This is a genomic window from Microbulbifer maximicatervae (SeqCode) (genome assembly GCF_056232625.1).
The window spans coordinates 498511-520269 of the sequence record NZ_CP174324.1 but is presented as its reverse complement, the minus strand read 5'-3'; the positions used below and the strand labels follow the sequence as shown (position 1 = coordinate 520269).

General features: G+C 45.1%; 29 protein-coding genes. 5 read left to right on the top strand and 24 right to left on the bottom strand.

The genetic code is table 11. From position 1 onward, the window contains the following. The first annotated feature begins 1835 nt into the window (after nucleotides 1-1835). Nucleotides 1836-2621, top strand: coding sequence for a hypothetical protein (locus tag ACJJI6_RS02310; protein WP_475712384.1), 786 nt, complete (start codon nucleotides 1836-1838; stop codon nucleotides 2619-2621). A 480-nt stretch (nucleotides 2622-3101) separates the two neighbouring features. Here ACJJI6_RS02310 and lepB read toward each other — a convergent pair whose 3' ends face one another. From lepB to ACJJI6_RS02295, 3 genes are all read right to left on the bottom strand, one after another. Next, entirely contained in the window at nucleotides 3102-3590 is a 489-nt protein-coding gene (gene lepB, locus ACJJI6_RS02305) for a signal peptidase I (protein ID WP_475712383.1), read from the bottom strand. Nucleotides 3591-3748: 158 nt separating this feature from the next. Next, the gene (locus ACJJI6_RS02300) at nucleotides 3749-3970 is read right to left on the bottom strand and encodes a GDCCVxC domain-containing (seleno)protein (protein WP_475712382.1); all 222 of its coding nucleotides are present in this window, start codon (nucleotides 3968-3970) and stop codon (nucleotides 3749-3751) included. Nucleotides 3971-4012: 42 nt separating this feature from the next. Continuing rightward, complete coding sequence (locus ACJJI6_RS02295) at nucleotides 4013-4441, bottom strand: hypothetical protein (protein WP_475712380.1); 429 nt, start codon at nucleotides 4439-4441, stop codon at nucleotides 4013-4015. Between the two features lie 406 nt (nucleotides 4442-4847). On the opposite strand from ACJJI6_RS02295, the gene ACJJI6_RS02290 reads away from it, so the two are divergent. Continuing rightward, nucleotides 4848-5249 carry a site-specific integrase gene (locus ACJJI6_RS02290; RefSeq protein WP_475712379.1) on the top strand — a complete coding sequence of 134 codons (402 nt, stop codon included), beginning with the start codon at nucleotides 4848-4850 and terminating at the stop codon, nucleotides 5247-5249. 306 nt (nucleotides 5250-5555) lie between these two features. Here the strand turns inward: ACJJI6_RS02290 and ACJJI6_RS02285 are convergent, their stop codons facing one another. After that, nucleotides 5556-5864 carry a DUF4113 domain-containing protein gene (locus ACJJI6_RS02285; protein WP_475712378.1) on the bottom strand — a complete coding sequence of 103 codons (309 nt, stop codon included), beginning with the start codon at nucleotides 5862-5864 and terminating at the stop codon, nucleotides 5556-5558. A gap of 109 nt (nucleotides 5865-5973) precedes the next feature. Here ACJJI6_RS02285 and ACJJI6_RS02280 point away from each other — a divergent pair, with 109 nt between their 5' ends. Both ACJJI6_RS02280 and ACJJI6_RS02275 read left to right on the top strand, forming a co-directional pair. Next, nucleotides 5974-6195, top strand: coding sequence for a site-specific integrase (locus tag ACJJI6_RS02280; protein ID WP_475712377.1), 222 nt, complete (start codon nucleotides 5974-5976; stop codon nucleotides 6193-6195). 49 nt (nucleotides 6196-6244) lie between these two features. After that, on the top strand, nucleotides 6245-6682 hold the full coding sequence (locus ACJJI6_RS02275; protein WP_475712376.1) for an energy transducer TonB: 438 nt from the start codon (nucleotides 6245-6247) through the stop codon (nucleotides 6680-6682). A 65-nt stretch (nucleotides 6683-6747) separates the two neighbouring features. Here ACJJI6_RS02275 and ACJJI6_RS02270 read toward each other — a convergent pair whose 3' ends face one another. Both ACJJI6_RS02270 and ACJJI6_RS02265 read right to left on the bottom strand, forming a co-directional pair. Further along, the gene (locus ACJJI6_RS02270) at nucleotides 6748-8001 is read right to left on the bottom strand and encodes a Y-family DNA polymerase (protein WP_475712375.1); all 1254 of its coding nucleotides are present in this window, start codon (nucleotides 7999-8001) and stop codon (nucleotides 6748-6750) included. After that, nucleotides 8001-8390, bottom strand: a complete 390-nt coding sequence (locus tag ACJJI6_RS02265; RefSeq protein WP_444908054.1) for a LexA family protein — start codon at nucleotides 8388-8390, stop codon at nucleotides 8001-8003. Before ACJJI6_RS02265 ends, ACJJI6_RS02270 begins: the two co-directional genes overlap by 1 nt. Nucleotides 8391-8788: 398 nt before the next feature. Between ACJJI6_RS02265 and ACJJI6_RS02260 the strand changes: the two genes are divergently transcribed. Next, on the top strand, nucleotides 8789-9106 hold the full coding sequence (locus ACJJI6_RS02260) for a helix-turn-helix domain-containing protein (RefSeq protein WP_475713432.1): 318 nt from the start codon (nucleotides 8789-8791) through the stop codon (nucleotides 9104-9106). Nucleotides 9107-9217: 111 nt separating this feature from the next. Here ACJJI6_RS02260 and ACJJI6_RS02255 read toward each other — a convergent pair whose 3' ends face one another. The 18 genes from ACJJI6_RS02255 to ACJJI6_RS02170 all read right to left on the bottom strand — a co-directional run bounded on the left by ACJJI6_RS02255 (nucleotide 9218) and on the right by ACJJI6_RS02170 (nucleotide 21698). Beyond that, the gene (locus ACJJI6_RS02255) at nucleotides 9218-9661 is read right to left on the bottom strand and encodes a hypothetical protein (protein WP_475712374.1); all 444 of its coding nucleotides are present in this window, start codon (nucleotides 9659-9661) and stop codon (nucleotides 9218-9220) included. 443 nt (nucleotides 9662-10104) lie between these two features. Next, entirely contained in the window at nucleotides 10105-10887 is a 783-nt protein-coding gene (locus tag ACJJI6_RS02250; protein WP_475712373.1) for an ATP-grasp domain-containing protein, read from the bottom strand. Between the two features lie 51 nt (nucleotides 10888-10938). Further along, nucleotides 10939-11346: a hypothetical protein gene (locus tag ACJJI6_RS02245; protein WP_475712372.1), complete on the bottom strand. Its 408-nt coding sequence runs from the start codon at nucleotides 11344-11346 to the stop codon at nucleotides 10939-10941. Between the two features lie 111 nt (nucleotides 11347-11457). Next, complete coding sequence (locus ACJJI6_RS02240; RefSeq protein WP_475712371.1) at nucleotides 11458-11769, bottom strand: hypothetical protein; 312 nt, start codon at nucleotides 11767-11769, stop codon at nucleotides 11458-11460. Nucleotides 11770-11880: 111 nt separating this feature from the next. Continuing rightward, on the bottom strand, nucleotides 11881-12768 hold the full coding sequence (locus ACJJI6_RS02235) for an IS3 family transposase (RefSeq protein WP_475712370.1): 888 nt from the start codon (nucleotides 12766-12768) through the stop codon (nucleotides 11881-11883). Nucleotides 12769-12806: 38 nt separating this feature from the next. Then, nucleotides 12807-13073, bottom strand: coding sequence for a transposase (locus ACJJI6_RS02230; protein ID WP_475712369.1), 267 nt, complete (start codon nucleotides 13071-13073; stop codon nucleotides 12807-12809). A gap of 94 nt (nucleotides 13074-13167) precedes the next feature. Then, nucleotides 13168-13734, bottom strand: a complete 567-nt coding sequence (locus ACJJI6_RS02225) for a hypothetical protein (protein WP_475712368.1) — start codon at nucleotides 13732-13734, stop codon at nucleotides 13168-13170. A gap of 545 nt (nucleotides 13735-14279) precedes the next feature. Beyond that, on the bottom strand, nucleotides 14280-14714 hold the full coding sequence (locus tag ACJJI6_RS02220) for a hypothetical protein (RefSeq protein WP_475712367.1): 435 nt from the start codon (nucleotides 14712-14714) through the stop codon (nucleotides 14280-14282). Between the two features lie 867 nt (nucleotides 14715-15581). Continuing rightward, the gene (locus ACJJI6_RS02215; RefSeq protein WP_475712366.1) at nucleotides 15582-15839 is read right to left on the bottom strand and encodes a hypothetical protein; all 258 of its coding nucleotides are present in this window, start codon (nucleotides 15837-15839) and stop codon (nucleotides 15582-15584) included. Between the two features lie 2 nt (nucleotides 15840-15841). Next, a complete protein-coding gene (locus tag ACJJI6_RS02210; RefSeq protein WP_475712365.1) occupies nucleotides 15842-16237 on the bottom strand; it encodes a hypothetical protein in 396 nt (131 codons plus the stop codon). 11 nt (nucleotides 16238-16248) lie between these two features. Further along, entirely contained in the window at nucleotides 16249-18441 is a 2193-nt protein-coding gene (locus tag ACJJI6_RS02205; RefSeq protein WP_475712364.1) for a phage tail length tape measure family protein, read from the bottom strand. A gap of 21 nt (nucleotides 18442-18462) precedes the next feature. After that, entirely contained in the window at nucleotides 18463-18654 is a 192-nt protein-coding gene (locus ACJJI6_RS02200) for a hypothetical protein (RefSeq protein WP_475712363.1), read from the bottom strand. Nucleotides 18655-18685: 31 nt separating this feature from the next. Next, nucleotides 18686-19153 carry a phage minor tail protein domain-containing protein gene (locus ACJJI6_RS02195; RefSeq protein ID WP_475712362.1) on the bottom strand — a complete coding sequence of 156 codons (468 nt, stop codon included), beginning with the start codon at nucleotides 19151-19153 and terminating at the stop codon, nucleotides 18686-18688. A gap of 2 nt (nucleotides 19154-19155) precedes the next feature. Beyond that, on the bottom strand, nucleotides 19156-19407 hold the full coding sequence (locus ACJJI6_RS02190) for a phage tail tube protein (protein ID WP_475712361.1): 252 nt from the start codon (nucleotides 19405-19407) through the stop codon (nucleotides 19156-19158). Further along, nucleotides 19352-19558, bottom strand: coding sequence for a hypothetical protein (locus ACJJI6_RS02185; protein WP_475712360.1), 207 nt, complete (start codon nucleotides 19556-19558; stop codon nucleotides 19352-19354). The genes ACJJI6_RS02190 and ACJJI6_RS02185 overlap by 56 nt, the downstream gene beginning before the upstream one ends. An 82-nt stretch (nucleotides 19559-19640) precedes the next feature. Further along, the gene (locus tag ACJJI6_RS02180; RefSeq protein WP_475712359.1) at nucleotides 19641-19991 is read right to left on the bottom strand and encodes a hypothetical protein; all 351 of its coding nucleotides are present in this window, start codon (nucleotides 19989-19991) and stop codon (nucleotides 19641-19643) included. Nucleotides 19992-20141: 150 nt separating this feature from the next. After that, nucleotides 20142-20774, bottom strand: a complete 633-nt coding sequence (locus ACJJI6_RS02175) for a hypothetical protein (RefSeq protein ID WP_475712358.1) — start codon at nucleotides 20772-20774, stop codon at nucleotides 20142-20144. Between the two features lie 540 nt (nucleotides 20775-21314). Next, nucleotides 21315-21698, bottom strand: coding sequence for a hypothetical protein (locus ACJJI6_RS02170; protein WP_475712357.1), 384 nt, complete (start codon nucleotides 21696-21698; stop codon nucleotides 21315-21317). Nucleotides 21699-21759: the final 61 nt, after the last annotated feature.

Below are 21759 nucleotides of genomic sequence, written 5' to 3'. Positions count from 1 at the left end.
CCTTAACATGCAAATTTGCACCACAGACACTACAAAAAATTTCAACTAGGCACAAGGCCGAAAAACTGTACGCTAGAACCAAAAACTAGCAAAGTAAAACTCCAGTCATAGCAATAAGATGTAGTTACCAGCCTTACTCTAGCTACGACTATCTTATGGCTTCATAACTGTTAAGGTCAGAAGTGAGATTATTCCAGCAATAATTTAAACTATTAAAAAAACCGGCTTTGGGGCCGGCTTAAGAAAAGATGGTCGCTGCATGAAAACCAAAGCAGCTGTGAACATACAGCCCCCCGGGCACAAATACTGGAAATATATACAACCTTCATTTAAATACAGATTGCATCTTAAACAACAATAACAATTTGTACAAATTACCTTTGTAATATCATGTATTGATAGTCAATTGAGAATATAAATACCGGCATATAGAATCCCTCCCGACACATTGATTCACCTTGTGTCAACCATAACAGACGTACGTTTTAACTATTTAAATAAAAATAAGTAGGTAGGGAAACAATGTAAAAAATTAGATATATTCTCGGCTTAGTAACCACCGCTTTACTTTTGGCGTTTGCTCAGTTCGGCCATGCAATACCCACGGATGGAGGCGACTGTAGTGTTTCATTACAGTGTCCAGACAACTCAACTGTCCTTAGCTGCTCGGGGGTGCTATCCTCCTGCGCGGTAGGGGACGACTATGTAAGCTGTAATGGTATACGCCAAGTTTGTCCTCAACCTCCAATGCCCTGCGTTAAGCCTTCTGCTGCAACAATTGTGGAGAATATCCCGGCGTATTATCCAGCATCTCACCCTTACGGCCGCTTCTCTTTGGCTGGAAATCTTTCAAATGATGTTGATTACTTTTGGTCCGTAAATTACGGTGAAATCATGAGTGGTAGCACTGGAACATATGCTGTAATTAAGGCAACCTCTTTGGGCTGGTTCACTATCACCGTGACTGCATCATCAACAATACCTGGCTGTAACAAATCCACCTCTTTCTCAAAAGATTTTTACGTTGAGGCTGGTTTCGGTCGATAACAGTGGTACTGCCTCTCGTCTTGGGAGGCAGTTTTATATTAGTTTCACAAAACATTACCAAGCACCCTAACATCTATCCCAACGACAGACTCAACTGTCTGACACAAAAAAACCGCATTGGGCGGGCTTCGTGACATTTCACTAGGAGCCTGCATATTTATCCCAGTATGGGATTTTTATACAGTTCTGACACAAAGAAAGTCAGGGGTATTACAAAAAACAATTTTTCCGAATTAATCATCCCAAAATGGCCAACAGCAAGCCCTTCCAATCAATACACAAAACTTACTTTACTGCTGACATCCAAACTTACCCTCTATCAACTTTTAATACAGCCACCACAGAAAATGTCAACTTGATAAAACCACAGAATTAGTAAAAGAATGTAATTCACATGACATTGAAAGATTCCCATACAAAAACTACGATGACTCCAGATGGTCAATGATTCACATAAGGATAACCTATTATTGCTTACAAGATAGGATTTACGCTCAGTTTATTATGAGTTAGCTTTAACTTTATTTACAGCACCTCCTAGAAGACTTTATTAATTAATTTAATAAGTACTTTTGCGTGCGTCAAAATTGTAAAACCAACTCTTATATAAAACATTTAGAGCCCTTTGTAACTTTTTATACCATCTTTTATTTTTATTAAATGGACTTTTAATCAATGAAAAAAATAAATTTCAGCTCAGCTTTATTGCCGCGGCGGTAGTTGCGACAACAAGTTTAGCTGCAGCAAATGCAGCCGATGAGGGACCTGACGGCCCCGGTCTTCCTGGCATGCCGAGCTTTACTATCGCTTTTGATGAAGCCGAGACTAATGGCGGCGCCCTTAATTATAAGGGGGAAGGTAGCGGTACTAGTCCTGGCGATGCATTACCTCCTTCTGGTACCTCGCTTTCTTTTGAGGTAGCTCATAAAGACCCTGAATTGTCCAAACATCAATACCCTATACCCACTGGTAACACTTACATATTAGATGGAGGTAGGACTGTTGAATCCGGACAGGGAAGTGTTGCCCATGAAGATGGCGGAGCTGGTACTGGGGATTCACTCCCCCCTCCCGGTGCTTCATACACCTTTGAAGATGCAGGAAATGGTGGCACTGGTAACACCCTACCTCCTCTCGGAAGTGCAATTGCATTTCTAGCTTGGGGAAATGGTGGTACCAGTAGTGGCACATTGCCACCCCCCGGAAGCACCTTTGCCTATGAGGGTAATGGAAACGGTACTGGAGGCGCACTACCACCTCCCGGCACCTCTTACGAATCTGATGGTGGTAGAACCGTTGGTTCTGGCCAGGGTAACGTTGCCTTTTTAGGTGGCGGTAATGGTAATAGTGCTGGTGACGTTTTACCTCCTCCAGGTGCTTCATATACTTATGAAGATGGTGGGACTGGTGGTGGCACCTTGCCTCCTCCTAGTAACTCCTTTGCCTACGAAAATGGCGGCGGTGGAACCGGTACTGTAGGCGGTGGAACAATGCCACCTCCCGGAGCTTCATATACCTATGAAGATAATGGAACTGGTAACACCTTATCACCTCCCGGCAGCTCTGTTGCCTAAGAAGGTGTCGGCGGTGGAACTGGTAAGACCCTACCTCCTCCCGGAAGTGAAATTGTATATGATGGGGGAGGAAGTTCCAGTGGTGAAGGTACTTTACCCCCACCCAATACCTCAGATGCTGGCCCAGGAACTCAAACAGAGATACCAAGTCCAGTGCAGCTAGCTTAAAAGCTTTTTGCTCCTGCTCGCTGATATAGGTTCAACATTCCTATATCTCTCATACAAAAAATAGTATGGGAATAGCCCCGTAGGGGGCTATTTCACTAATTGAAAATTTGTATTTGGTGGGCTTAAAGGTGTCTGATTGAGGATCTGCATATTTATCCCGGTATGGGGTTTTCATACAGTTCAAACACAGAGAAAGTCAAGGGTTTTCAACTTCCCAAAATGGGGGATGTGCATTCCCAGACTTCTGAAAACCTAGCGTTCAAAGAAGGGTCTTCATGATTTTGTTAACTCTACGCATCTATATCTAAAACTTTATTCGACTATTTTTGTGACTTTCCCAACAATTTGTGTTTTTGAAATAGTGCCGAAATTTCTACTATCAAGACTATTGTATCGGTTATCACCCATCAAATAATAACTATCGGACTTAATACGGCTTGGACCTACATCACTGAAAGCTGAAGGGCGAGCATTCTCATAATAGGCGTAATATTCTTTTAGTTCGGAGCCATCGATATACACACGCTCTCCCTTTATCTCAATCGTTTCCCCAGGCAACCCTACAACCCTCATAATTATAAAAGTTGTTTCATAATACAGTGGTGTAAAAACTACAATATCTCCTCTCGCAACCTCCGCATCGATGTATGCCTTATCGTCAACTATTACGTTCGACCCGACCGGAATTGCAGGGACCATGCTTTCCGTTAACGCTTTGTACTTGTCGCTCCAAGATAAGGCATCGCTAGATGCTGCTCCAAGCATTGTCGTTAAAACTAGAAAGACCATTTTGTATTTCATAATTCACCTAAGTAAGGAATTAACATTCATAAAGTGATTACCCTAATCACTATTTACCTGATTGATGACTGGGACGCAATTCGTCTGCATTACCCGCTGCCAACTCATATTATTAACCTGACTCGCTCATTGGCTTTTTGGGCTTTTACTAATAGCCTCTAGGAAGAACAACAAGACTTCCCATCCTGTTGAACTGGCGGGCATGGAACCGTTCCATAAGAGCAAAATACACAGCAATCACCCTTCTTAGGGTTTAGTAACTCACCACATTTTTTACATTCATAAAACCACTGGCAAGCATCTATCGGCATAATTTCCGTGTGTTTGGAACCACACTTTGAACAGGTAATCGTAGACGTTCTATTTATAGCTATCGCCATTGCTTAATTGCCTTTTCCTGGAAACTTATATTTAGAATTCTACTACCCAGCACTTAACTCACAGTCTATGGGCCTTTTTCTGCCCTGTTTAAGCCCGACCAAACCTCTGTATCTAGCCCTGAACTGGTCAGCCTTAGGGCTTCTTCTATTTATGGAGCGCTCTCGTCTTGCAAACTCTAGCAATATGGTATCTTTTTCCTTCATGGATATACGCTTACCTGGCCTAGCCTGAAACTTCCGATTCCAGAAATAAGCCTCCGCGCCAAACTTATCAATGAACAAATTCCTGATTACTGGGGCGAATATCTCTCTATCCTTAGGGCCCGGTCTATCAGCAATGAAGACATCACGAACAAACGCCTCAGCTGAATATTGCTTTTGTGATGAAATTGCCTCCCAGAATGAATGAGATAGGCAAAACCCATAATCAACACATAAATCTCCAAGCAAGTCCTGGAGGCTTTCATACATATAGTTTCTTTTCATTGAAGCTATAGTCGCGCCAGCGACATAATAGATAGCAAATACCACTATGCCGAAGCACAGACTATAAATCAACGATGGGCTTGTAATACAATCCCTAATAAAGGAATGGGAAATCTATACATTAACCCCGGATAGCTTTTTTAACCAACCAAATTACATATACCCCAAGACCGCCACATATAAGTACCTCAGAATGTAAACTTAAGATTGATGAGTTATATAAAATCAATCCCGTACTACCAACTATCGAGATAGAGACATAAGAAAAGCAAATACAATAGAGCAAGCCAGATAGATATATTTTTTGAAGTAAAGTCGCTCGACTTTTGCATCTGACCACCAACCAACACCAAAGCTACTGAAGCGGCAAGATATCACCGAAGAAGGTTTATTGATTTGCCAACAAAAGACCGGCAAGGAGCAACTGAAGCTCTGGACGGACCGATTGCACGATGCCGTTGAGCTGGCACTTAAAAGCAATACCACTTCCAGATCGCAAAGCATGTATCTGATTCGCGGCCGAACTGGGCAGCGCTTCACCCGAGACGGATTCAACACGACCTGGAGCAGAGAGCAAAGAGCTGTCAATGAAGCCGGCGCCTTACCCACTCGCTTCCGGTTTCATGATTTAAAGATTAAAGGCATTTCAGATTTCGAAGGCGACAAGCAGGAATTCAGCGGGCACAAGACTCGCAGCATAATGGAGCGCTACAACCACACCGCCGATAAAGTTGTTTCTTTTAATAAGGCGAGGATTAGAGGAAAGGAAGACACGCCAAAGGACACTGGATGAATGTCCAATCGGAGGGGCTGAAAAAATCAATTGTGGTAAAAATTACCCCCTCAAAGGCCCAAAACTAAAAAACCCCGCACTAGGCGGGGTTTTAAGTCCTTGATAAACAAGGAAGAATCTTCGGTGGCCGACGGGGATCGAACCCGCGACCTCAGGAGCCACAATCCAAAACAAAACCTTAATATAATCATACACTTATACGCGTCCATGTGGGAATAGTAAGGCGGCTCATACCTTCTATAAACCCCGAGATTATTCAGCCGTTCAATTTTTACCACACTCAAAAGCTGTATATTTACACAAAATTTAGACTGTTATCTCTGGCAGCTGATCCCACTGCGTCGTATAAGCCGGAGACCGATGCTCCTGCCGCATCCTCCACTTCTTGTTGATACCTTCAGCCCCTAGAAACAAGGTACCTCGGCCAAACCGCTGATTGATCTGATCAATAGCCTGCATGGTCTCGCCTGATCGTATTGTCTGACCTGCGGTAAACATATCGTCTTTGCCCAGTGAGCGGGGGATAAGCTCTACCAGCCCTATCCCGGCTTTCAGTAACCTATGCCCCTGCAGGAGCAATTCTGTAATCGCACGCTTTAACAACTCCACTTTCATCCGAGTATCACCCGTAATAGGAATTGGGATATACTCATGGGTTATATGTGCACCGCTAGCGCTGCCTTACAACTTGATACAGTAGCTGCGTCGGCACAAAGACTACGAAATGAAACACTTGTCAGTCCACGACTTACGCAAGACGGCAAAGGCAAACTTTTCCGAACTGACAGAGCCACATATCACCGAAATTATGCTGGGGAACAAACAGCCAAGCCAATGGCAAGTCTACGATCACTATGACTACCTAAAAGAACTAACGGGAGCCTATACAAGGTGGTGGGTAAAACTTGCAAAGCTCACCAACTCCGCGTCCACTCAGCGCTTTTGATCTCAATGATCCTATTCAGTAATACAAGCCAAAAAAAGTACCTTCTACAATGAAATATATTATTGTTCTAACCCTGCTCATTTCCGCTTGCTCACACCAGAAAGTACTTCATTTCATTCCAGAAAATTCAGAAGGTGAACCAGCCCTGATAAAGAGTGCAGCCCCTTATTACCCTCCGCACTTGATTACACATGGAGTCGAAGGCTACGTCGTACTTGAATATACCATTGATAAAAACGGCAATACGCAAGATGTTCAAGTATTTGAAGAGCAGCCAGAAGGAGTCTTTTCTGAGTCCGCTATTGCGGCGGCCAAGAAATTTAAATACAAACCTGGAGTGAAAGATGGTGAGGCAATTGATTGGCCAAATTGGAAATCACTCATCCGATTCACCCTACCTGACACCTCAGCTGAATTCCATGAAGCAGACTGCAGTAATATTAAAACCGAAGCACTGCTTGGCAAGAATACCTGTAAACAGCTATAGGCACTCATCAAAAAATCGCTCTTATCGGCAAGATTTCGCCAGGCTTTTTTGTGTATGACTTCTGATCAAGTCACTACCCTAGGCAAATCCTCCCACTGAGTGGTATAGGCAGGAGACCGGTGCTCCTGCCTCATCTTCCACTTCTTGTTGATACCTTCAGCCCCAAGGAACAAGGTGCCTCGACCAAATCGCTGATTGATCTGATCGATGGCCTGCATGGTCTCGCCTGATCGTATTGGCTGGCCCGCGGTAAACATGTCACCTTGGCCCAGTGAGCGGGGGATAAGCTCTACCAGACCTACCCCCGCTTTCAGGAATCTATGCCCCTGCAGGAACAGCTCTGTAATCGCGCGCTTTACCAGCTGCACTATCAGCCGAGTATCATCGGTGGGGTATGGGGTTTGCACTACGGTGTTGCGACTGTAGTAGTGCGGCTCATGGGGTGAGGTATGCAGGAAGACATGGACGGACTTCACCAAGGAATCCTGGGCCCGTAGCTTCTCTGCTGCCCTACTCGCATACAGGGTGACGGCCTGCAGTATCGGCTGGAGGTCGGTGAGCTTTTCGCCGAATGATCGTGTGCAATAGATCTGCTTCTTGGCAGGGGGTTGCTCCTCCAGGCTTAAGCAACTAATGCCATTTAGCTCTTCTATCGTGCGCTCAATGTTTACATTCGTATGGCTGCGCAGGATCTTGGGGTTGGCTTGTGCCAGGTCATAGGCGGTCTTGATACCCAGGTGGCCGAGCCGCTTTGATAGGCGCCTGCCTACACCCCACACATCACCCACCTCAGTGCGCCGCTGCAGCCATTGCCACTTTTCGGGGGAATCCAACACGCACACGCCCTGGCATTTGGGGATTTTCTTGGCGGCCCTATTTGCCAGCTTGGCTAGGGTTTTACTGGGAGCAATGCCAACGCCCACCGGCATGCGAATATCTCGCCAGAGGGTTTGCCTTATCTCCTGGCCATAATCCAGCAGGCATTCTTGCAGCCCCTGCAGATCCAGAAACATCTCGTCGATGCTATAGACTTCAACCTCTGGACTGTACTGCTTCAGCGTTATCATTACCCGGTGGGAAATATCGCCGTACAGGGCGTAGTTACTCGAAAAGATCTTTACCCCGTGCTTTCGCAACAGATGCTCAATCTTGAAGAACGGCTGCAAGTCGGGAATACCTAACACTTTGGCTTCTTTCGAGCGAGCCACCACGCAACCATCATTATTGGAAAGGACTACCACCGGGAGCCCGCGCAGGTCGGGGCGGAATATCTGTTCGCAGCTGGCATAGCAGCTGTTGCAATCAACCAGTGCCAACATCAGCAGGACCGGTGGTACCGCACGGAAGCCTTGACCACTCCCTCAACAATCAATTCCTGCCCCTCCCAAATGGGAATCGGTGCGTATTTGTCATTGGCTGATAGCAGGCGGCCCTGTTGGCGGTCGAGCACCTTGCACGTTAACTGCCCATCCAGGGCAACCACCACCACATCTCCGTGGATTGGCGTTAATGATCGGTCGACTACCAGCAGGTCCCGGTCAAAGATGCCGAGGTTCTGCATAGAGTCGCCGTTGGCGCGGGCGAGGAATGTCGCCGCCGGGCTGGTTATCAAGTGTTGATCCAGGCTCAGCGCCGCTTCTTTGTGGTCATCCGCTGGCGAAGGAAAGCCGCAGCTAACGCCACTGCCATATAGAGGGGAAAGTTTCATGTGCTCTAGCAATATACTGTATCTTTATACAGTGTATTAGCGAGCACCCACTAAAGACAAGTAGCCAGTGTGACTCCAGGGCCTCACAGGTACTTTTGTACTCAAGCCATCTCGGCGCCGCCACCTCCTTTTGACTCAACCGAATAGATAACACCTTGGATAGTGGTGCTCACCTCCTCACCTATCAGCTATAATACGGCATCCATTCCCGCCAAATCGGGGCAGCCTGTTACCCACTCCAGGGCCACACACAGATTTGTGACTCGCTGCAATTGTCCCATTTGCGCTTTTATAGGCATGCTCAACTCCTTGTAACTATTAATCCTATCTCAACCTTGTGTCACCTAACACCGATTATCTTTATTGCCTTATGACGACAAGTCGCCAAACGCACCTCGATATTTGAGGCCGGATCACTAGCCGATCGCCTGCGCAACGCACGGAAACGGGAGAGGATGACGATTGCACAGCCGGCAAGGCAGCTGGGGCTTGTGTCATCTCAAATTTCGATAATGGAAACGGGCGCACAACGAATTCCGGCTGACCTGCTGCCGATATTGTGTGAGGTGGTAGGGATTACTTTGGCAGAGGTGTACGGGGTGGAGAACCTGCGCCACTTTGCACAGATTCCTTTCCCCCCTTTTGTTGCTCGACTTTATTCCCAACTACCGGAGAATTTTCGCAAGCATATTCATCCGGTCATTGAGAGTAGCTAGCAACTCTGGAAGAGGTTGGGATAACACCCACATGTCCGGCCGTAGTAAAACTGCGAAGCAATGTAACGGAGGTCCAAGCCCAGCTTGCTGGGCTGATGCACCATGCGCTTGTTAGCTACTTTTGTACTCATTACAAATATCCAAAAGCTCTCTTGCATGGCTCGCAGTTTGATTGTCAGAATGACTTACGTACAGCTTATATAAGTCTCGGCCTTCATAAGTAGCAGCCGCAATATCCGGTTCAAATTTCCAAGTGAAAGCGCAAGCGTTTAAGAAACCTAAAAGCTCTTGAATTAGTGGCCGACCTATAGTTTCCAAGGAAGAAATGTCTTCACTTTCTATGATATGAATAACGCAACGTATTACACTGGGCGTACACGAATAAACAGTCCCTTGATGGTAAGCAGAACTATAGAGAAAACCGTATACTGCGTCATCTCGATCGTCTTCGTTTTCACTGACGAGATTTGCTAACTCTTTGGGAGCATCTATTGCCTTACCATAAGCATGGCTTAGGGCTTCCCAATCAAACGATTCTATGTAATTTGTATCCACTAATTATCCTGAGAGCTAACGCTCTAATAACCGGCAGCCGGAGCACAGTATAGGCTGTCCGGCGCGTGCCTTTTACGCGTGAAGTTCATTAGCTTGTTATAAGCTCTCATGTACCTCTCTTAATCCTTTCAAGTTTTTCACCACAAAATGGACAATATCTAATGAGGAGGTGATGAGAACACATCCGAGAGCCACACTCCCCTTCATAGCCATCTTCGACATCAAGTTCATCCGCAGATTGCCACTGCGAAAGAACCCAGCCCCACTCCTCTAGATTAATCTTTTCATAGCAAATTTCAGTATCTTCGTACTGATTTTGACCACAACTATGCTTCAAATTTTCTTTTCTCTTATGACTTATGACACCGCGATAATCGGCTGACGGCGCGAAGCGACGACAGTCCGGTGGAGGGCTTTAACCCGGAACGAAATTCATCGCCTTGTTAGGCATTTTCTGCGATCATTTGGCAAAACAAATCGGGATCCCAAGTCTTTTTATCAGAAACCTGGCCATCACCCAGCTCTACTAACCGTAACACACCATCAGATCTTTGAATTACATCGACAGAGTAAAATGGAGCCGCATGAATTTTGGATATCTCTGAGACCAAATCAGGCACATTACCATCAGCTGAATATGCCCTTCCGTTTAGAACGAAATATCTTTGCTCGGTTTCAGGGAGATACGCCTCAACTCTTCTGAGTGATATACCTCCTTCGATCTCTCCTCTGTGCTCTTTAATAAGACTCACAATCTCTAGCACTTCAGATGGTGAATTAGCTATCGAACCACGTTCGTTATAGTTTGACTTTACAAAGTCCTTAACGAAGAAACGTCCCCAACCCAAATCATCGGCTAATTTCTCTAAATCCTTCTCTGAATCAGAAAAAACGGTTTCTGGTGTTAGTTTTTTACAACTCTCATACCAGCAGGGTAAATGGTGTGAGCGAATAAAGCTTTGGGGCGAGGTGAGCATCTTCCCGCCTTTACGCTCCACCATTGATGTGAGTTTTTCATAGACGGACGGTTTCATCATCCATCCACGATATAAAATAAGCTCTCCCTCACTTAATTGCGGTTTTGGGCGAAATCCATCAAATTCAACTGAGTCGTAATCAAATAGGGAGCAATCGACTCCCCTAGACTTAAGTGAAAGATACTCACCCCTATAGGGGCCGTCAGCTTGCTTTTCGTCCAATGGGTCAGACGGAAATATTATTCTCATACTCTTTTACTGCCTAACGCTCAATTATGTGCCTGACTCTCGCTCCGCAAGTTAATCTTTAGCAGCAACCAAATTTATTGCAATCGGATAGCCTTTATTCTCGACATCATATCTAATCTCAACCCAACCCTTCTTACACCACTCACCTACGATATTTCTGTAAATAGGTATCGTTGAAGAATGGTCAATTTCCCTCACTCCTTCCGGGTTAGAGAATATAAAACTCGTTACCTTTCCGCCGATTGCATCAGCTTGAAGAGGAGGTAAGCAATGTTGAAGAATGTGTTTGACAATGATTTCTTCAGAGAACATATCTAGAAGATCGTATTCATCTACAGAAAATTCATTTAAAGCTACCACAACTTCTTCACAGAAATCATCTGTGGACTGATAATTATTTATGCAGAATTCTGCCTCTTCTCTAAGATGATCTATTACTTCATCAATACTCAAACTCATACCCGATCTCTAAACTTGCTTAATCAGCATTAAAGCCAACACATAACGCTCAAAGCAGCGCACGCTGTTCGCGGCATGATCAGCATCCTCTGCCTTTGCTTGTTATGTTTTCTATTCATACCCCAAAAGCTTCATTGTAGAATTGTATTTTTTTACAACAGCTGGGCATTGCCCTACCATAGATTCCGTTGTGTGTCCCAAGCGGGCAGCTTCTGTATTAAGAAAACGAACTAAAAATTCATCGCCACCAGCCATCTTGGTTGTTTGTTGAAAATTGACCAATTGAGATAACACGCCACACATCCCAGTAGCTTTTGCCACAATCATCATATCAATAACCGAACTCATATCATCTTGAGCCTTGTCCTCAGCCACCACGAAGCCTGAAAAAAGGACCATAAATATAAATAGTGTAATTTTCATAGATAAAAGATCCTTACAATACATAACGCCCGGTTTAGCGGCGAACGAAACGCAGTGTAGTGAGTCCAGCGAAGCCTCCCCCCTTAAAGTAGACGCCATCTTATATTCATCTTATGCGGCCATTCTTTCATATTCATCTGGGCTTTTGAACCCAAGTGAACCATGTCTTCTTTTAAAGTTATAGTACCTATCAAGATACCAAGCTAAGTTAGCTCTTAGCTCCTCAACGGATTCAAAATTAAATCCTTTGAAACTCTCAGTTTTCAGTATTTGAAAAAATGATTCTAAATACACATTATCATTCATAAATCCTGGACGGTTCATGCTTGGCTCAATACCCAGTTCCTTGAGTCGGTTTTGGTATGCATAAGCACCGTACTCAGAACCTCGGTCGCTGTGAAATATTAGATCTGATTCTATATTTCTGCGACGGACAGCTTTATTTAGCGCTGACAGTGTTAGCTCAACAGTTCGAGTGTCCGACAGCTCCCAACCCAACACTTTCCGGGAGTAAAGATCAATAATCACAGCTAAATATTGCCATTGCCCATTGATCTTCAGATAGGTTACATCACCAGCCCATTGAAAGTCTGGTTTACTCGGCATACCATGCTCTCTTTGTAAATTTTCAACCTTAATGCAAGGATTTCCAGGCAAAGGGCGCCGACGATAGATCCTTCCAGCCTTCCCCACGATTCCAGTCTCTCTCATAAGGCGCTCAACGCGCTTGTGATTTATTCGTTCACCATTAGCTTTCAGCTCTGCGCTAATTCTTGGACTTCCATAATTACCATCATGCTGCACATAATTAGTTTCGATACACTCAAGAATTCGCCTATTTTCTATGTCTCGAGTGCTCTCATCACGGTTGAGCCACTTATAAAACCCTTGGGGTGAAATATTCAAGTATCTACATAAGTACCTGACACCAAAGTCTGATCGATTAAGAGCTATGAACGAGAATCTTTCAGCTTTGGATCTTTCAGGTACATTTTCCACTTTTTTAGGAAATCATCCTCCTTTTGCAACTCCTCAACCTACTTTTTTAGACGTCTTATCTCTTTATCATCAGTTTGAGACTGAGTTTTCGTTGTCTTTGTCATACTTATTCTACGACTGGGCTTCTCGACCAGCTTGCCTTCTCTACTTTCCTCTCGCCATCTATACACCATTACTGGATGCAAACCAATAATGTTCGCGATAGTGGTCGTATCTGCTTTCAGTTGATTAGTGAGAGCTACCACTCTAACTTTAACCTCTGTTGAATATTCAACAACCCGCTCTTCACTCAGTATTTTCGACATTTTTTCCTACCCTATTCAAAAGGTAGGCGTCTACTCAATGGGGGAAGGTTTCTTTGGCTGTCCAGCCGCGAAGCGGCGATTGTGCCGTAACTTGTTAGACATTTTTCTCTCCAATCTTTGATAGTAACGATGTTGGAACCATTTTATTAAAAAGATCCAAGGGAAGAAACTTTCCAATATTTTGAATAGACTCTTCTCGCGAACTAGGCGTGCCACCACTAATGAATGGAAAATTTAATGCTTTGTTTGCGAAATATGCTGCATCCATTAGGAGGTCTTTGACTCCAGTTGAAACTATTTCCTTTGGGGGAACAAGCAGGTTACCAATTTCCTCTTTCTTAGAATTTATTTGGCAAAGGTATTGAGATATATCTGGGTCTGTATCATCGCCATTCTCGAAAAGGAACGCCGATGCCTCAGAATACCAATCCATCTCAGAGGCTTCACTCCAAGAAATTTTACCAGAACAATATTTTTCCGCCGCCTCCACCCCCTTCCTACTGCCAGAGTCAGGAAGTAAACTCCAGATTCTCCGACAACACTCAAGAAGATACTTATGAATCAACATCATCGATTCTTCATCATCAAGGTGACCATCTTCTTTTAGACGAAAAATCAACTGCCAAGCAGATTCATAACATTTAGTATTCAAATTACTCATTTTCACTATGCACGTAGTGTGCTTAACGTCTTGCTAAACGGCAGCCGGAACGCAGTGTAGGCTGCCTGGTGGAGGGCGCGATTTTTGCGCCCGAAATGTATTTCAGCAACTTGTTATGAATTACTTGGTATTGGCTCATTCTAAATATAACCCCCGAGCATAGTATGAAAGGAAGTTGCTACCCAGAGTAATTCCAGATGGGCCACAACATACCCAAGGAATAAACCCGTGGCCACTCCTAAATACTTGTATTTCACAAGCCCTTTATAGGTAATGACACCCCAAACAATGGGTAGAACAAATACGCCCCATGGAAGTGTATTGAGCTAAGTTTGTTGCTCATTAAGAAACAAAACAAAAATTGCATCTAAAACCATTAGGTAAGCTAGGGAGACCATTGCTGTACTTAGTAGCCAAATCGCAATCCTGCTCACGTTAGCTTTTCTTAGCTCCATACTCATGGCTCATAACGCCCGTAGCTGCGGACGCCTTGTAGCGACGAAGGAGCGGAAATGCGTTCCGACAGCCTGCGATTGTTATAAGATTCACTGCTCAACAAAAGTAAACTCCTTAGGCGAATCAATCGGAACCGTGAGTGTATTTTTATGTGGAAAGTTGTTTGCGTAGACGATAACGACATCTTTCTCAATTTCCACTTCCGTAAAAACCTCACTGCTTTCCAGGTGCATTATCCACTGAAGGTTAGTCCCTTTTTTCAAAGCGACAAAACCTTCACCTTCGTATGAGCCTCCTCCTACAATAGCGACGAACTCTCCTTTCCTAACCTCTTCTTGAGCTATTGTTGTGAACCACCAATCTTCACCATTCTCATTTACCAGCGAAGATAAGGCCTCCAAATTCCCTGGGTAGTAGCCACGCTTTGAATCAAAGTAAATTCGGTGACATTGATCAGTAGTAAAAAATATACCTGATTCAATTCTACAAAGCCCTTCATTGTACTTTTGTTCAATTTTGCTCACGATCTGCTCTTATAACGCCGCCAACACGGGCCGAAATGGAGCAGCGAAGCTGCGGAATGTAGGTCCAGCCAGCTTTGCTGTCGATCGTGCTTGACTTTGTTAAGAGTTCGCATTTCCGAAGTGCCCAATAGAAGCAATACTAATTACAATGAATACAAAAATTACTATGAGCCAAACATATGGTCTGAACCAAAACCAATAGTCCATACGCTTTCCAGCCAAATGAAGGTACTTAAAGCCAAAAATATAAACAAGAGTGACGGCTGTTGCTAAGATTAAACTGGCCGGCAGAAATAGTACAGCAGTGCCACTTCTACCTTTTGAGTTAAAGAAACCCAGAATAAATAGCCCAAAATTTAGATAACCTAAGACCTTTACCACATGTAGAAAAAACTCTTTATTAGTACTCATTGAATATCTATGTTTTGACTCTTAACAGTTTATTAAAGAGCCAGTGGCTCACTATCCGTTTGGCCACTATTTCTGAAGTAGACCCTTTAAGCTATGTAAAAAAGCCTTTATTTACAGTAGGTAATAAATTTTCGATCAAATAACAACCAGAAACAGTCAGCCATCGGCTCAAGTCTCCTGGTTTCACCTCTCGCTCTTGAACACATTTTACCTGCAATTAAATCAATAAGTTAGGGGGAAACTTTCTACAGATGTAAGCCATGGCTCTATAATTCGGGGCTTCGCACCGGCGGCACGCCCATTCCAGTACTGAGAGCAACGACTAGTATCAACCGCTCGGAATCGCCATAGCCGCAATCGAACTATGCACGGCCAGGCGGTTCGCCACTTCACCAATACAGTCAGAAATAAGGCCAGCCGCCTCATCAACCACATTGACCGCCTGCCCTGCATCTGTTAGGAAAACTGTCCGGCGATATCCACAACCTCAAATGAGATCTCTCCTATTTCTGCCAGTCCTTGCTCAGGGATAATTTTTTGACTAGTTGCACTGCACTTTTTTAAGGTTCCGAGAATCGCATTAGCAGGCAGCCCAGGAATATCATTGTGACTACTAATATAGAGCGGTAGGTCATAGTCGATCTCAACCACCAATCGCAATTGCCGTTGCGGCGCTTGGTTGTAAACATCAAAGATTTCGGAGTTGTTGCGCATAATTAGGCAATCACTTGTACAGTGGTAAATGAAAAGATAAAGCGACCATCCTTTTGGCGCTTTTCTTTGAAGGATTTAAATTTGAGCTGCACTTGTTGGGGGACATCAGCAAGCGCTGACGTTCCGTAAGCATCGAAAGTAAAGAACTCACCGAATGCGCAGCTTCTTTTAAACTCGCGCCAACGCGCTAATTCTGCGCCGGTAAGTTTGAGCGGCACTGTCTGGCAAACGTATTCCTCTTCGAGGCGATAGGCCGTGTACTCGCTTTGTCCGCTGAGCGCCTTGTGCTCTTTGCCTTCGAGCCTGTCGCTGCTGTCGTAGCCCTTTAGCTTAGCTTCAATCTGAAAATCACTTCCGTCACCAACGATTGAGCGAGTCGGGGTGTATTGAATCAGCATAAGTTACTCCTTTACCCCTTGAGTTCTAGAGCTTGACGGCTGTTCTTATCGAACAGAACCAGTTTTCCCTCACTCATCTTGGTTTGAATTTCTTCTATAAATCGTTCACCGTTATCGCCAACGGCATCTCCCTGAAACTGGATAATCACTTGAGAAGCTGGCTGTTGCGATTCCCCTTCGACTACCTCATCAATACCAGACACACCGGGGCTCTCCACGGCTGAACCTGTTGTGCTAATACTGGGTGCGGCAGCACTGCCTGAAACGCCGCTGGGCGCCTGCAAATCAAACAGCATCCCAGCGATTTGAAAACCCTGGCCAATAGCTCCTGCAATCATGGAAATATTTTGCGGACATCCAATTTTAGAGGCTTTTGCGATATTTTTTACAAGGGAAACTCCAGTAGAGAAAACAGCCATTGCCATTTCCACTTTTGCGGCTTTCTCGTTATAGGCCGCTGCAGCCGATAGGACTTGGCTGGCCCCAGAAACAAACAGCTGGAGCTTGCTCTTGTTGGAGGCCTGCTCGAGTTTCTCGCGCTGTTTTCGATGTTTGTTTTCTAAAAGGGTGAGATTGCGCTCATAGGTATCATGCGCAATTAACTTGCTGGCAAAGGCTTGATCCAGCAGGGCCATCTCTTCGTCCTGTTGGACTTGTAGCTGCTCCATTTCGGTAAGCCAGGAGAGCTGCAACGTCTCCAAGCGGGCCACCATGCGTTGGCGCTCTGCTTCCGTTAGACCATCCTCACCGGTTTGGCTTCCACCGCCTTCACCACTCTCTGGGCGCGCCTGCTCTTCAGCCAGGGCCATTTGGAAGCGCTCTTTCTCACGCTCAGCGTATTCAGTACGAAGTGCCTCAATGGATTCAAAGCCTCGCCTGGTAAGCTCTTCCTCGGCAATTTGCAGCCCAGCTATTTGTTGGAGTCGCTGTTCATGATCCAGCTTTATTTTGCCTTGTTGATTGGCTAGGAACTGATCCAGTTGCATTAACTGAGCAGTGCCCGCCTCTTCTGCCATTACACGCTGCTGAGCTATACGATCACGCTCAGATTGCTCTCTCGCAGCTGCCGCGGCTTCTTCAGCTCTCCTCTCTTCATCCTGCCGCTTTTTTTGCGCGGCTATTTGTTCACTCTGTAGCTCAGCAAGTTGGCCGCGTATCATTTCTGATCTATTGCGATGGATTTCGACCTGGACCTGAACGCCTTCAGCTTCCGCCTTAGCCAGCATCTGCTGATGCCACACATACTGGTTATGAAGCTCAGCAAATTGTGTGCGCTGCTTTTCTTCATCGGTAGGCGCGAGTCCGCGCCGCAGGGTATCCACGGCACCGGTTAACTTATTAATACCGGTTGTCGCAATACCGGTGGAACCCGCAGTTTCACTGAGCCCCTCCAGAAACTCCTGCCAGGACTGCGCCAGGGAATCGGTAGCACCGGTGAGGCCACCCGCTTCAGCAGCACCGGCACCGCCCACCTGCTGCTCAAGCTTTAACAGAATCATGCGCTGGGCTTCGGCGACACGTCCCGATTGCTCCAGAGTCCTGATCTGCTCCTTTTCTGCAGCCGTGAAACTGACACCGGCACGCTTCAGTGCGGTGATTCCGGTTGAGGGTTCCTCTAACGCTTTACCTAACTGAAGTGCCGCGTTCTTTGCATCGCCTCCCATCACCGCTGCCATATCCTGGATGAGGCGAATAGCATCATCGAATACCGGGCCTTGAACACCTTTAAAGGTGAGCAATATGCCCTGGGCTTCACGGATACCAGTAACACTAACCAGGGTTGCGCGGGCCACTGAACGGGCTTGTTCATCCAGCTGCTCTGCAGTTCGACCACTGGCACTACCGGTCGCCTTCAGCAGTGCCTCAATCTTGAGCTGGCCCCGCTCCATTTCTTCACCAGCACGAATACTATTGTACATCACGGCTGTGACACCAGCGATCGCGACACCAAAAGTCGCCCACGCCAGGTTCCCACTGGTAAGCAATCCATTAAGCGCACCGACTCGACCAGAAACACCACCCAAAGGACCATCGATAGCGGCGACACCCTGTGCAGCCCCTCGCATGGAGCGGCCGAACATATCCCCCGCTGCACTGGTCGATTTCAGTTCTCGGGTTAGCTTTTTATTGCGTGCAGTAGCTTGATCCATCTCCCGCTTATATTGAGTGGAGCGCAGCTCCAAGTTGGCCACCATCGTGGCCATGGATGTTTGTTTAGCTATTGCTCAACTCATGGAGTTCCAGATTGCGATTTGCTGCTGTACGGTTTTAGGTTTGTGAGTCTGAGGCAGGTATTGAGAGACTTTGCCTCCCTGGGTGCCGGCGGCAATATGGGCGAGTTGCCATTGCTGGACTTCGGTCTGTAAGGGCCGCTCGGAGTGGAATTCATACCAATGATCAAACTCGGTAGAACTCATGGAGCACAACATGTTGAAATAGTCAGGGCGATTAAAATCCCGCGCGAGCTGCCGGGCAAAATAGAAACCCGGCACTAGCCTTTTTTTCGCTGTCCTCACCTTCCGTATCGCCACCCTCGCCCTCATCGAGTATCTCTACAAAAAGTCCGGATAGCTTAGCCGCAGGCACATAGAGCACATCGATCAATTCAGGAGTGATACTGCGGATAAGTCCCTGATGAATCTGCTCCACGGATTCCTGGCAGTCCGGTTTCATCCAAATTGCGTAGGCAATTAGCAATAATTTATTGCTCACTTTCCCGGCACGGAATGCCCAAAGCTGGCCAAAGGATTCCAGTTCAGTTTTTGGAACATCATCACCTTGCGGAAGCGGGATATCCTCAGTAGTTTTCTGCAGATACTCACAGCGGTGGTAAGCACTCAGCTCAAATAGTTCTACTTCTTGCTCGCCGAAAGGCACTATTTCGGATTTTAAAATAGAGACTGGAACTAAATTCATGGTTAGCTACTTGCAGTTACTGAAGGCTTACCTGAGATCTTGAATTTAACTGTGCGAGTGATCTTGTCATCCTTAGGTACCGCCTTACTCCAGCCGGTAATATGTCCAAGAAATTCGACGGTAGTACCCTCAGGGTATTCGATCTTGTAGTGCTTGTTGGTATCGGAGTCGTAATCTGCACGCAGAGCCTGCTGGCTACTATCGTTCTCTTTCCAGATTAAGGTAATAGAGACTTCGCAAGCCCGAAGGGTCATAGTCCATATAGCCACTGGTGCCATCAATGGGAGTCATATCAACCGAACCACGAGACTCTTCACCGGGCTCAAGATCCAGCATGCCCGCCACTTGAGAATAGGAAGTGCCATCATCACTACGATAAAACTTAGTTTTATAACCTTGTGCCATAGTCATAACCTCATTGGGTTGTTTCGTTAAAAGTCTGCGGGTTCGATGGAATACATGGCGCTATAAGTCAGGCGTACTTCACCTAAAGGGTGATCTTGGTCAGCGCAAACTCGGTTTGGCTGAGCAAGAACAAATCACAGGCGTCCTCCAGAGAAGCATCCTGCAAGGCGCTTTCAATATCTGCCGCTGCCTGGTCTAACGCGGCATATACATCACCACTAGTTTTCACCACCGCAGCAACCGTCAGATCCAGTTGCCGCTCGGTACCGCCATGCATTTCGTGTTCGGTGTTTTCAGTTGCAAAGCCCACAACAATCGCCGGTTGATTTTCTGGATCGATTTCTTCTGTGGTGCCAGGTGGTGGAAATGTGTAATCAGATAGCGTTTGCAGCTTTTTTAAAACCGCATCTTGGATTGTTATGCGTTGGGTCATTGGAGAACCTCTAGGAGTTTTAGGTATAAAAAAACCCGCTAGTGCGGGCTTATCTATTTAAAGTGTAGAAATGCTAACTGAACTAACAATTTTCTCTTTGATAGTTACCTAAATATCAAAGAACCATGCAAATCAAAAAAAGGGACAGCTTTACTCATAGTCACTTGTCAGATCAATTTTAAAAGACTCAATCGATTTAATCTGATCTAAAGCAACGTCACTACCTGTAAATTTTCTGTTTTTAGGCTTGTCTCTTTTTGACCAATTATAGAGGGTATATACCACACCTAATAAAAGCGGGGTAAAACCTATCCCCAACGCAAAAATAAAACCAATTGATACAGATATAAGAGTTGCACCAGCAACAATAAGACAAAAAGATAATTTTAATTCAGAGTATTTTTTAGTGTCATAAACTATCGTATAACCCAATGCTTCAAATACAACTATTACCGTTCTCTCTCCGGTTTTATATTTTAGATTATGATCACCTCTGGACACAGATTTTCTATAGTGGCCTATCCCATTTTCATCTTGGTACTTAAAAACCACAAACAATAAATTACTTTTTATTCCCCTGGCGGTTTCCCAACTGTCTGAGACTCCACCCGCGACTATTGCATTATATTTAACACCCAAAGTTCGTTGATACACCGAAATACTAAAAACCACTAATCCTATGTATAATAGCAAGAGTCCAATAAGAAGAAGTATCACCAGAAACATTACATCATCTGGATTAATCAATACCCCTTTTTCAAGATTATTTAGAATAAATTCCATAACTATTGAGTTGCGCCAATAACCGCTTAATATTTAAACACCTATCATTTCTGCCAACCTAACGCCTGCCGCACAGGCGAGCGACTTGTTGCGAGTCCAGTGCGCGATTGTGCCAGCACTTGTTATTGTTTGAGTCTCTAGATTTAAGATCTATAAACCTCTCTCTATTAATTGACATTATTTCTCTGTGAAAATCCTTTATATCTTGCCTCACAAGAGTTCCAAACTATACGCCCAGAAATGTAGCCAAATATTGGCCATACAATAGCATTGACCATGATGCTCACAATTGGGATTTCTGCTAGAGATAGCATTCTGAAACCCAGTCTATCTATATGAGAATAAATAGTCATATAAATAAAAATGAATACACCATATAAAAGAGTAAACTTCCTTATGAATTCTCCTCTTCCAATACTTCTAGTTCTTTCCCAGCCCTTTTGGTGCTTTTCTCGCCACTTAAACACTTATAGCTACCATAATTTCATCAATAACGCCTAAAGCAGCGGACCAAAAACACAGTTTTTGGGTCCGCTGCCTTTACTTGTTATGTTTTTTTTCATTCTCGATTACCAAGCCACACCCAAAACCATCGATATATTCGGCCTTGATTTTTATACTGATGCTACCTGCATATAGTAACTTACCTACATACGTAGCGCCCTTATCTTCAATCTTTAGCTCTGCTACGCCAGTGCTATTATTTTGAGGAGACGAAAATACAGCCCACACCAATGACGGCTTATATTTCTCAATTTTTGGCAAGTGCACTTTATAAGTTCCGCCAGTACTGTCGCCTTCAATTTTTTCAAATATTATTCGCTCGCCATTTTCCTTTACCTCAGGCTTACCACACGCAAAAGAGGTTGCCCAAACAATATTTGGGAATAAGACAATGACGATTAATATGATAGCTCTACTCATAGGAAACATAATGCCCTGTTAAGGTGTGAGCAGCGCAATACAAAATCCGCCGCATACCACC

What these genes read in the sequence shown, in the direction of transcription:
- ACJJI6_RS02310 (WP_475712384.1), top strand. Translation starts at nt 1,836, where the DNA reads ATGCCGAGCTTTACTATCGCTTTTGATGAAGCCGAGACTAATGGCGGC.
- lepB (WP_475712383.1), bottom strand. Translation starts at nt 3,590, where the DNA reads ATGAAATACAAAATGGTCTTTCTAGTTTTAACGACAATGCTTGGAGCA.
- ACJJI6_RS02300 (WP_475712382.1), bottom strand. Translation starts at nt 3,970, where the DNA reads ATGGCGATAGCTATAAATAGAACGTCTACGATTACCTGTTCAAAGTGT.
- ACJJI6_RS02295 (WP_475712380.1), bottom strand. Translation starts at nt 4,441, where the DNA reads ATGTATGAAAGCCTCCAGGACTTGCTTGGAGATTTATGTGTTGATTAT.
- ACJJI6_RS02285 (WP_475712378.1), bottom strand. Translation starts at nt 5,864, where the DNA reads ATGAAAGTGGAGTTGTTAAAGCGTGCGATTACAGAATTGCTCCTGCAG.
- ACJJI6_RS02280 (WP_475712377.1), top strand. Translation starts at nt 5,974, where the DNA reads ATGAAACACTTGTCAGTCCACGACTTACGCAAGACGGCAAAGGCAAAC.
- ACJJI6_RS02275 (WP_475712376.1), top strand. Translation starts at nt 6,245, where the DNA reads ATGAAATATATTATTGTTCTAACCCTGCTCATTTCCGCTTGCTCACAC.
- ACJJI6_RS02270 (WP_475712375.1), bottom strand. Translation starts at nt 8,001, where the DNA reads ATGTTGGCACTGGTTGATTGCAACAGCTGCTATGCCAGCTGCGAACAG.
- ACJJI6_RS02265 (WP_444908054.1), bottom strand. Translation starts at nt 8,390, where the DNA reads ATGAAACTTTCCCCTCTATATGGCAGTGGCGTTAGCTGCGGCTTTCCT.
- ACJJI6_RS02250 (WP_475712373.1), bottom strand. Translation starts at nt 10,887, where the DNA reads ATGAGAATAATATTTCCGTCTGACCCATTGGACGAAAAGCAAGCTGAC.
- ACJJI6_RS02245 (WP_475712372.1), bottom strand. Translation starts at nt 11,346, where the DNA reads ATGAGTTTGAGTATTGATGAAGTAATAGATCATCTTAGAGAAGAGGCA.
- ACJJI6_RS02240 (WP_475712371.1), bottom strand. Translation starts at nt 11,769, where the DNA reads ATGAAAATTACACTATTTATATTTATGGTCCTTTTTTCAGGCTTCGTG.
- ACJJI6_RS02230 (WP_475712369.1), bottom strand. Translation starts at nt 13,073, where the DNA reads ATGTCGAAAATACTGAGTGAAGAGCGGGTTGTTGAATATTCAACAGAG.
- ACJJI6_RS02225 (WP_475712368.1), bottom strand. Translation starts at nt 13,734, where the DNA reads ATGAGTAATTTGAATACTAAATGTTATGAATCTGCTTGGCAGTTGATT.
- ACJJI6_RS02215 (WP_475712366.1), bottom strand. Translation starts at nt 15,839, where the DNA reads ATGCGCAACAACTCCGAAATCTTTGATGTTTACAACCAAGCGCCGCAA.
- ACJJI6_RS02210 (WP_475712365.1), bottom strand. Translation starts at nt 16,237, where the DNA reads ATGCTGATTCAATACACCCCGACTCGCTCAATCGTTGGTGACGGAAGT.
- ACJJI6_RS02205 (WP_475712364.1), bottom strand. Translation starts at nt 18,441, where the DNA reads ATGGCCACGATGGTGGCCAACTTGGAGCTGCGCTCCACTCAATATAAG.
- ACJJI6_RS02200 (WP_475712363.1), bottom strand. Translation starts at nt 18,654, where the DNA reads ATGAGTTCTACCGAGTTTGATCATTGGTATGAATTCCACTCCGAGCGG.
- ACJJI6_RS02195 (WP_475712362.1), bottom strand. Translation starts at nt 19,153, where the DNA reads ATGAATTTAGTTCCAGTCTCTATTTTAAAATCCGAAATAGTGCCTTTC.
- ACJJI6_RS02190 (WP_475712361.1), bottom strand. Translation starts at nt 19,407, where the DNA reads ATGACCCTTCGGGCTTGCGAAGTCTCTATTACCTTAATCTGGAAAGAG.
- ACJJI6_RS02185 (WP_475712360.1), bottom strand. Translation starts at nt 19,558, where the DNA reads ATGGCACAAGGTTATAAAACTAAGTTTTATCGTAGTGATGATGGCACT.
- ACJJI6_RS02180 (WP_475712359.1), bottom strand. Translation starts at nt 19,991, where the DNA reads ATGACCCAACGCATAACAATCCAAGATGCGGTTTTAAAAAAGCTGCAA.
- ACJJI6_RS02175 (WP_475712358.1), bottom strand. Translation starts at nt 20,774, where the DNA reads ATGGAATTTATTCTAAATAATCTTGAAAAAGGGGTATTGATTAATCCA.
- ACJJI6_RS02170 (WP_475712357.1), bottom strand. Translation starts at nt 21,698, where the DNA reads ATGAGTAGAGCTATCATATTAATCGTCATTGTCTTATTCCCAAATATT.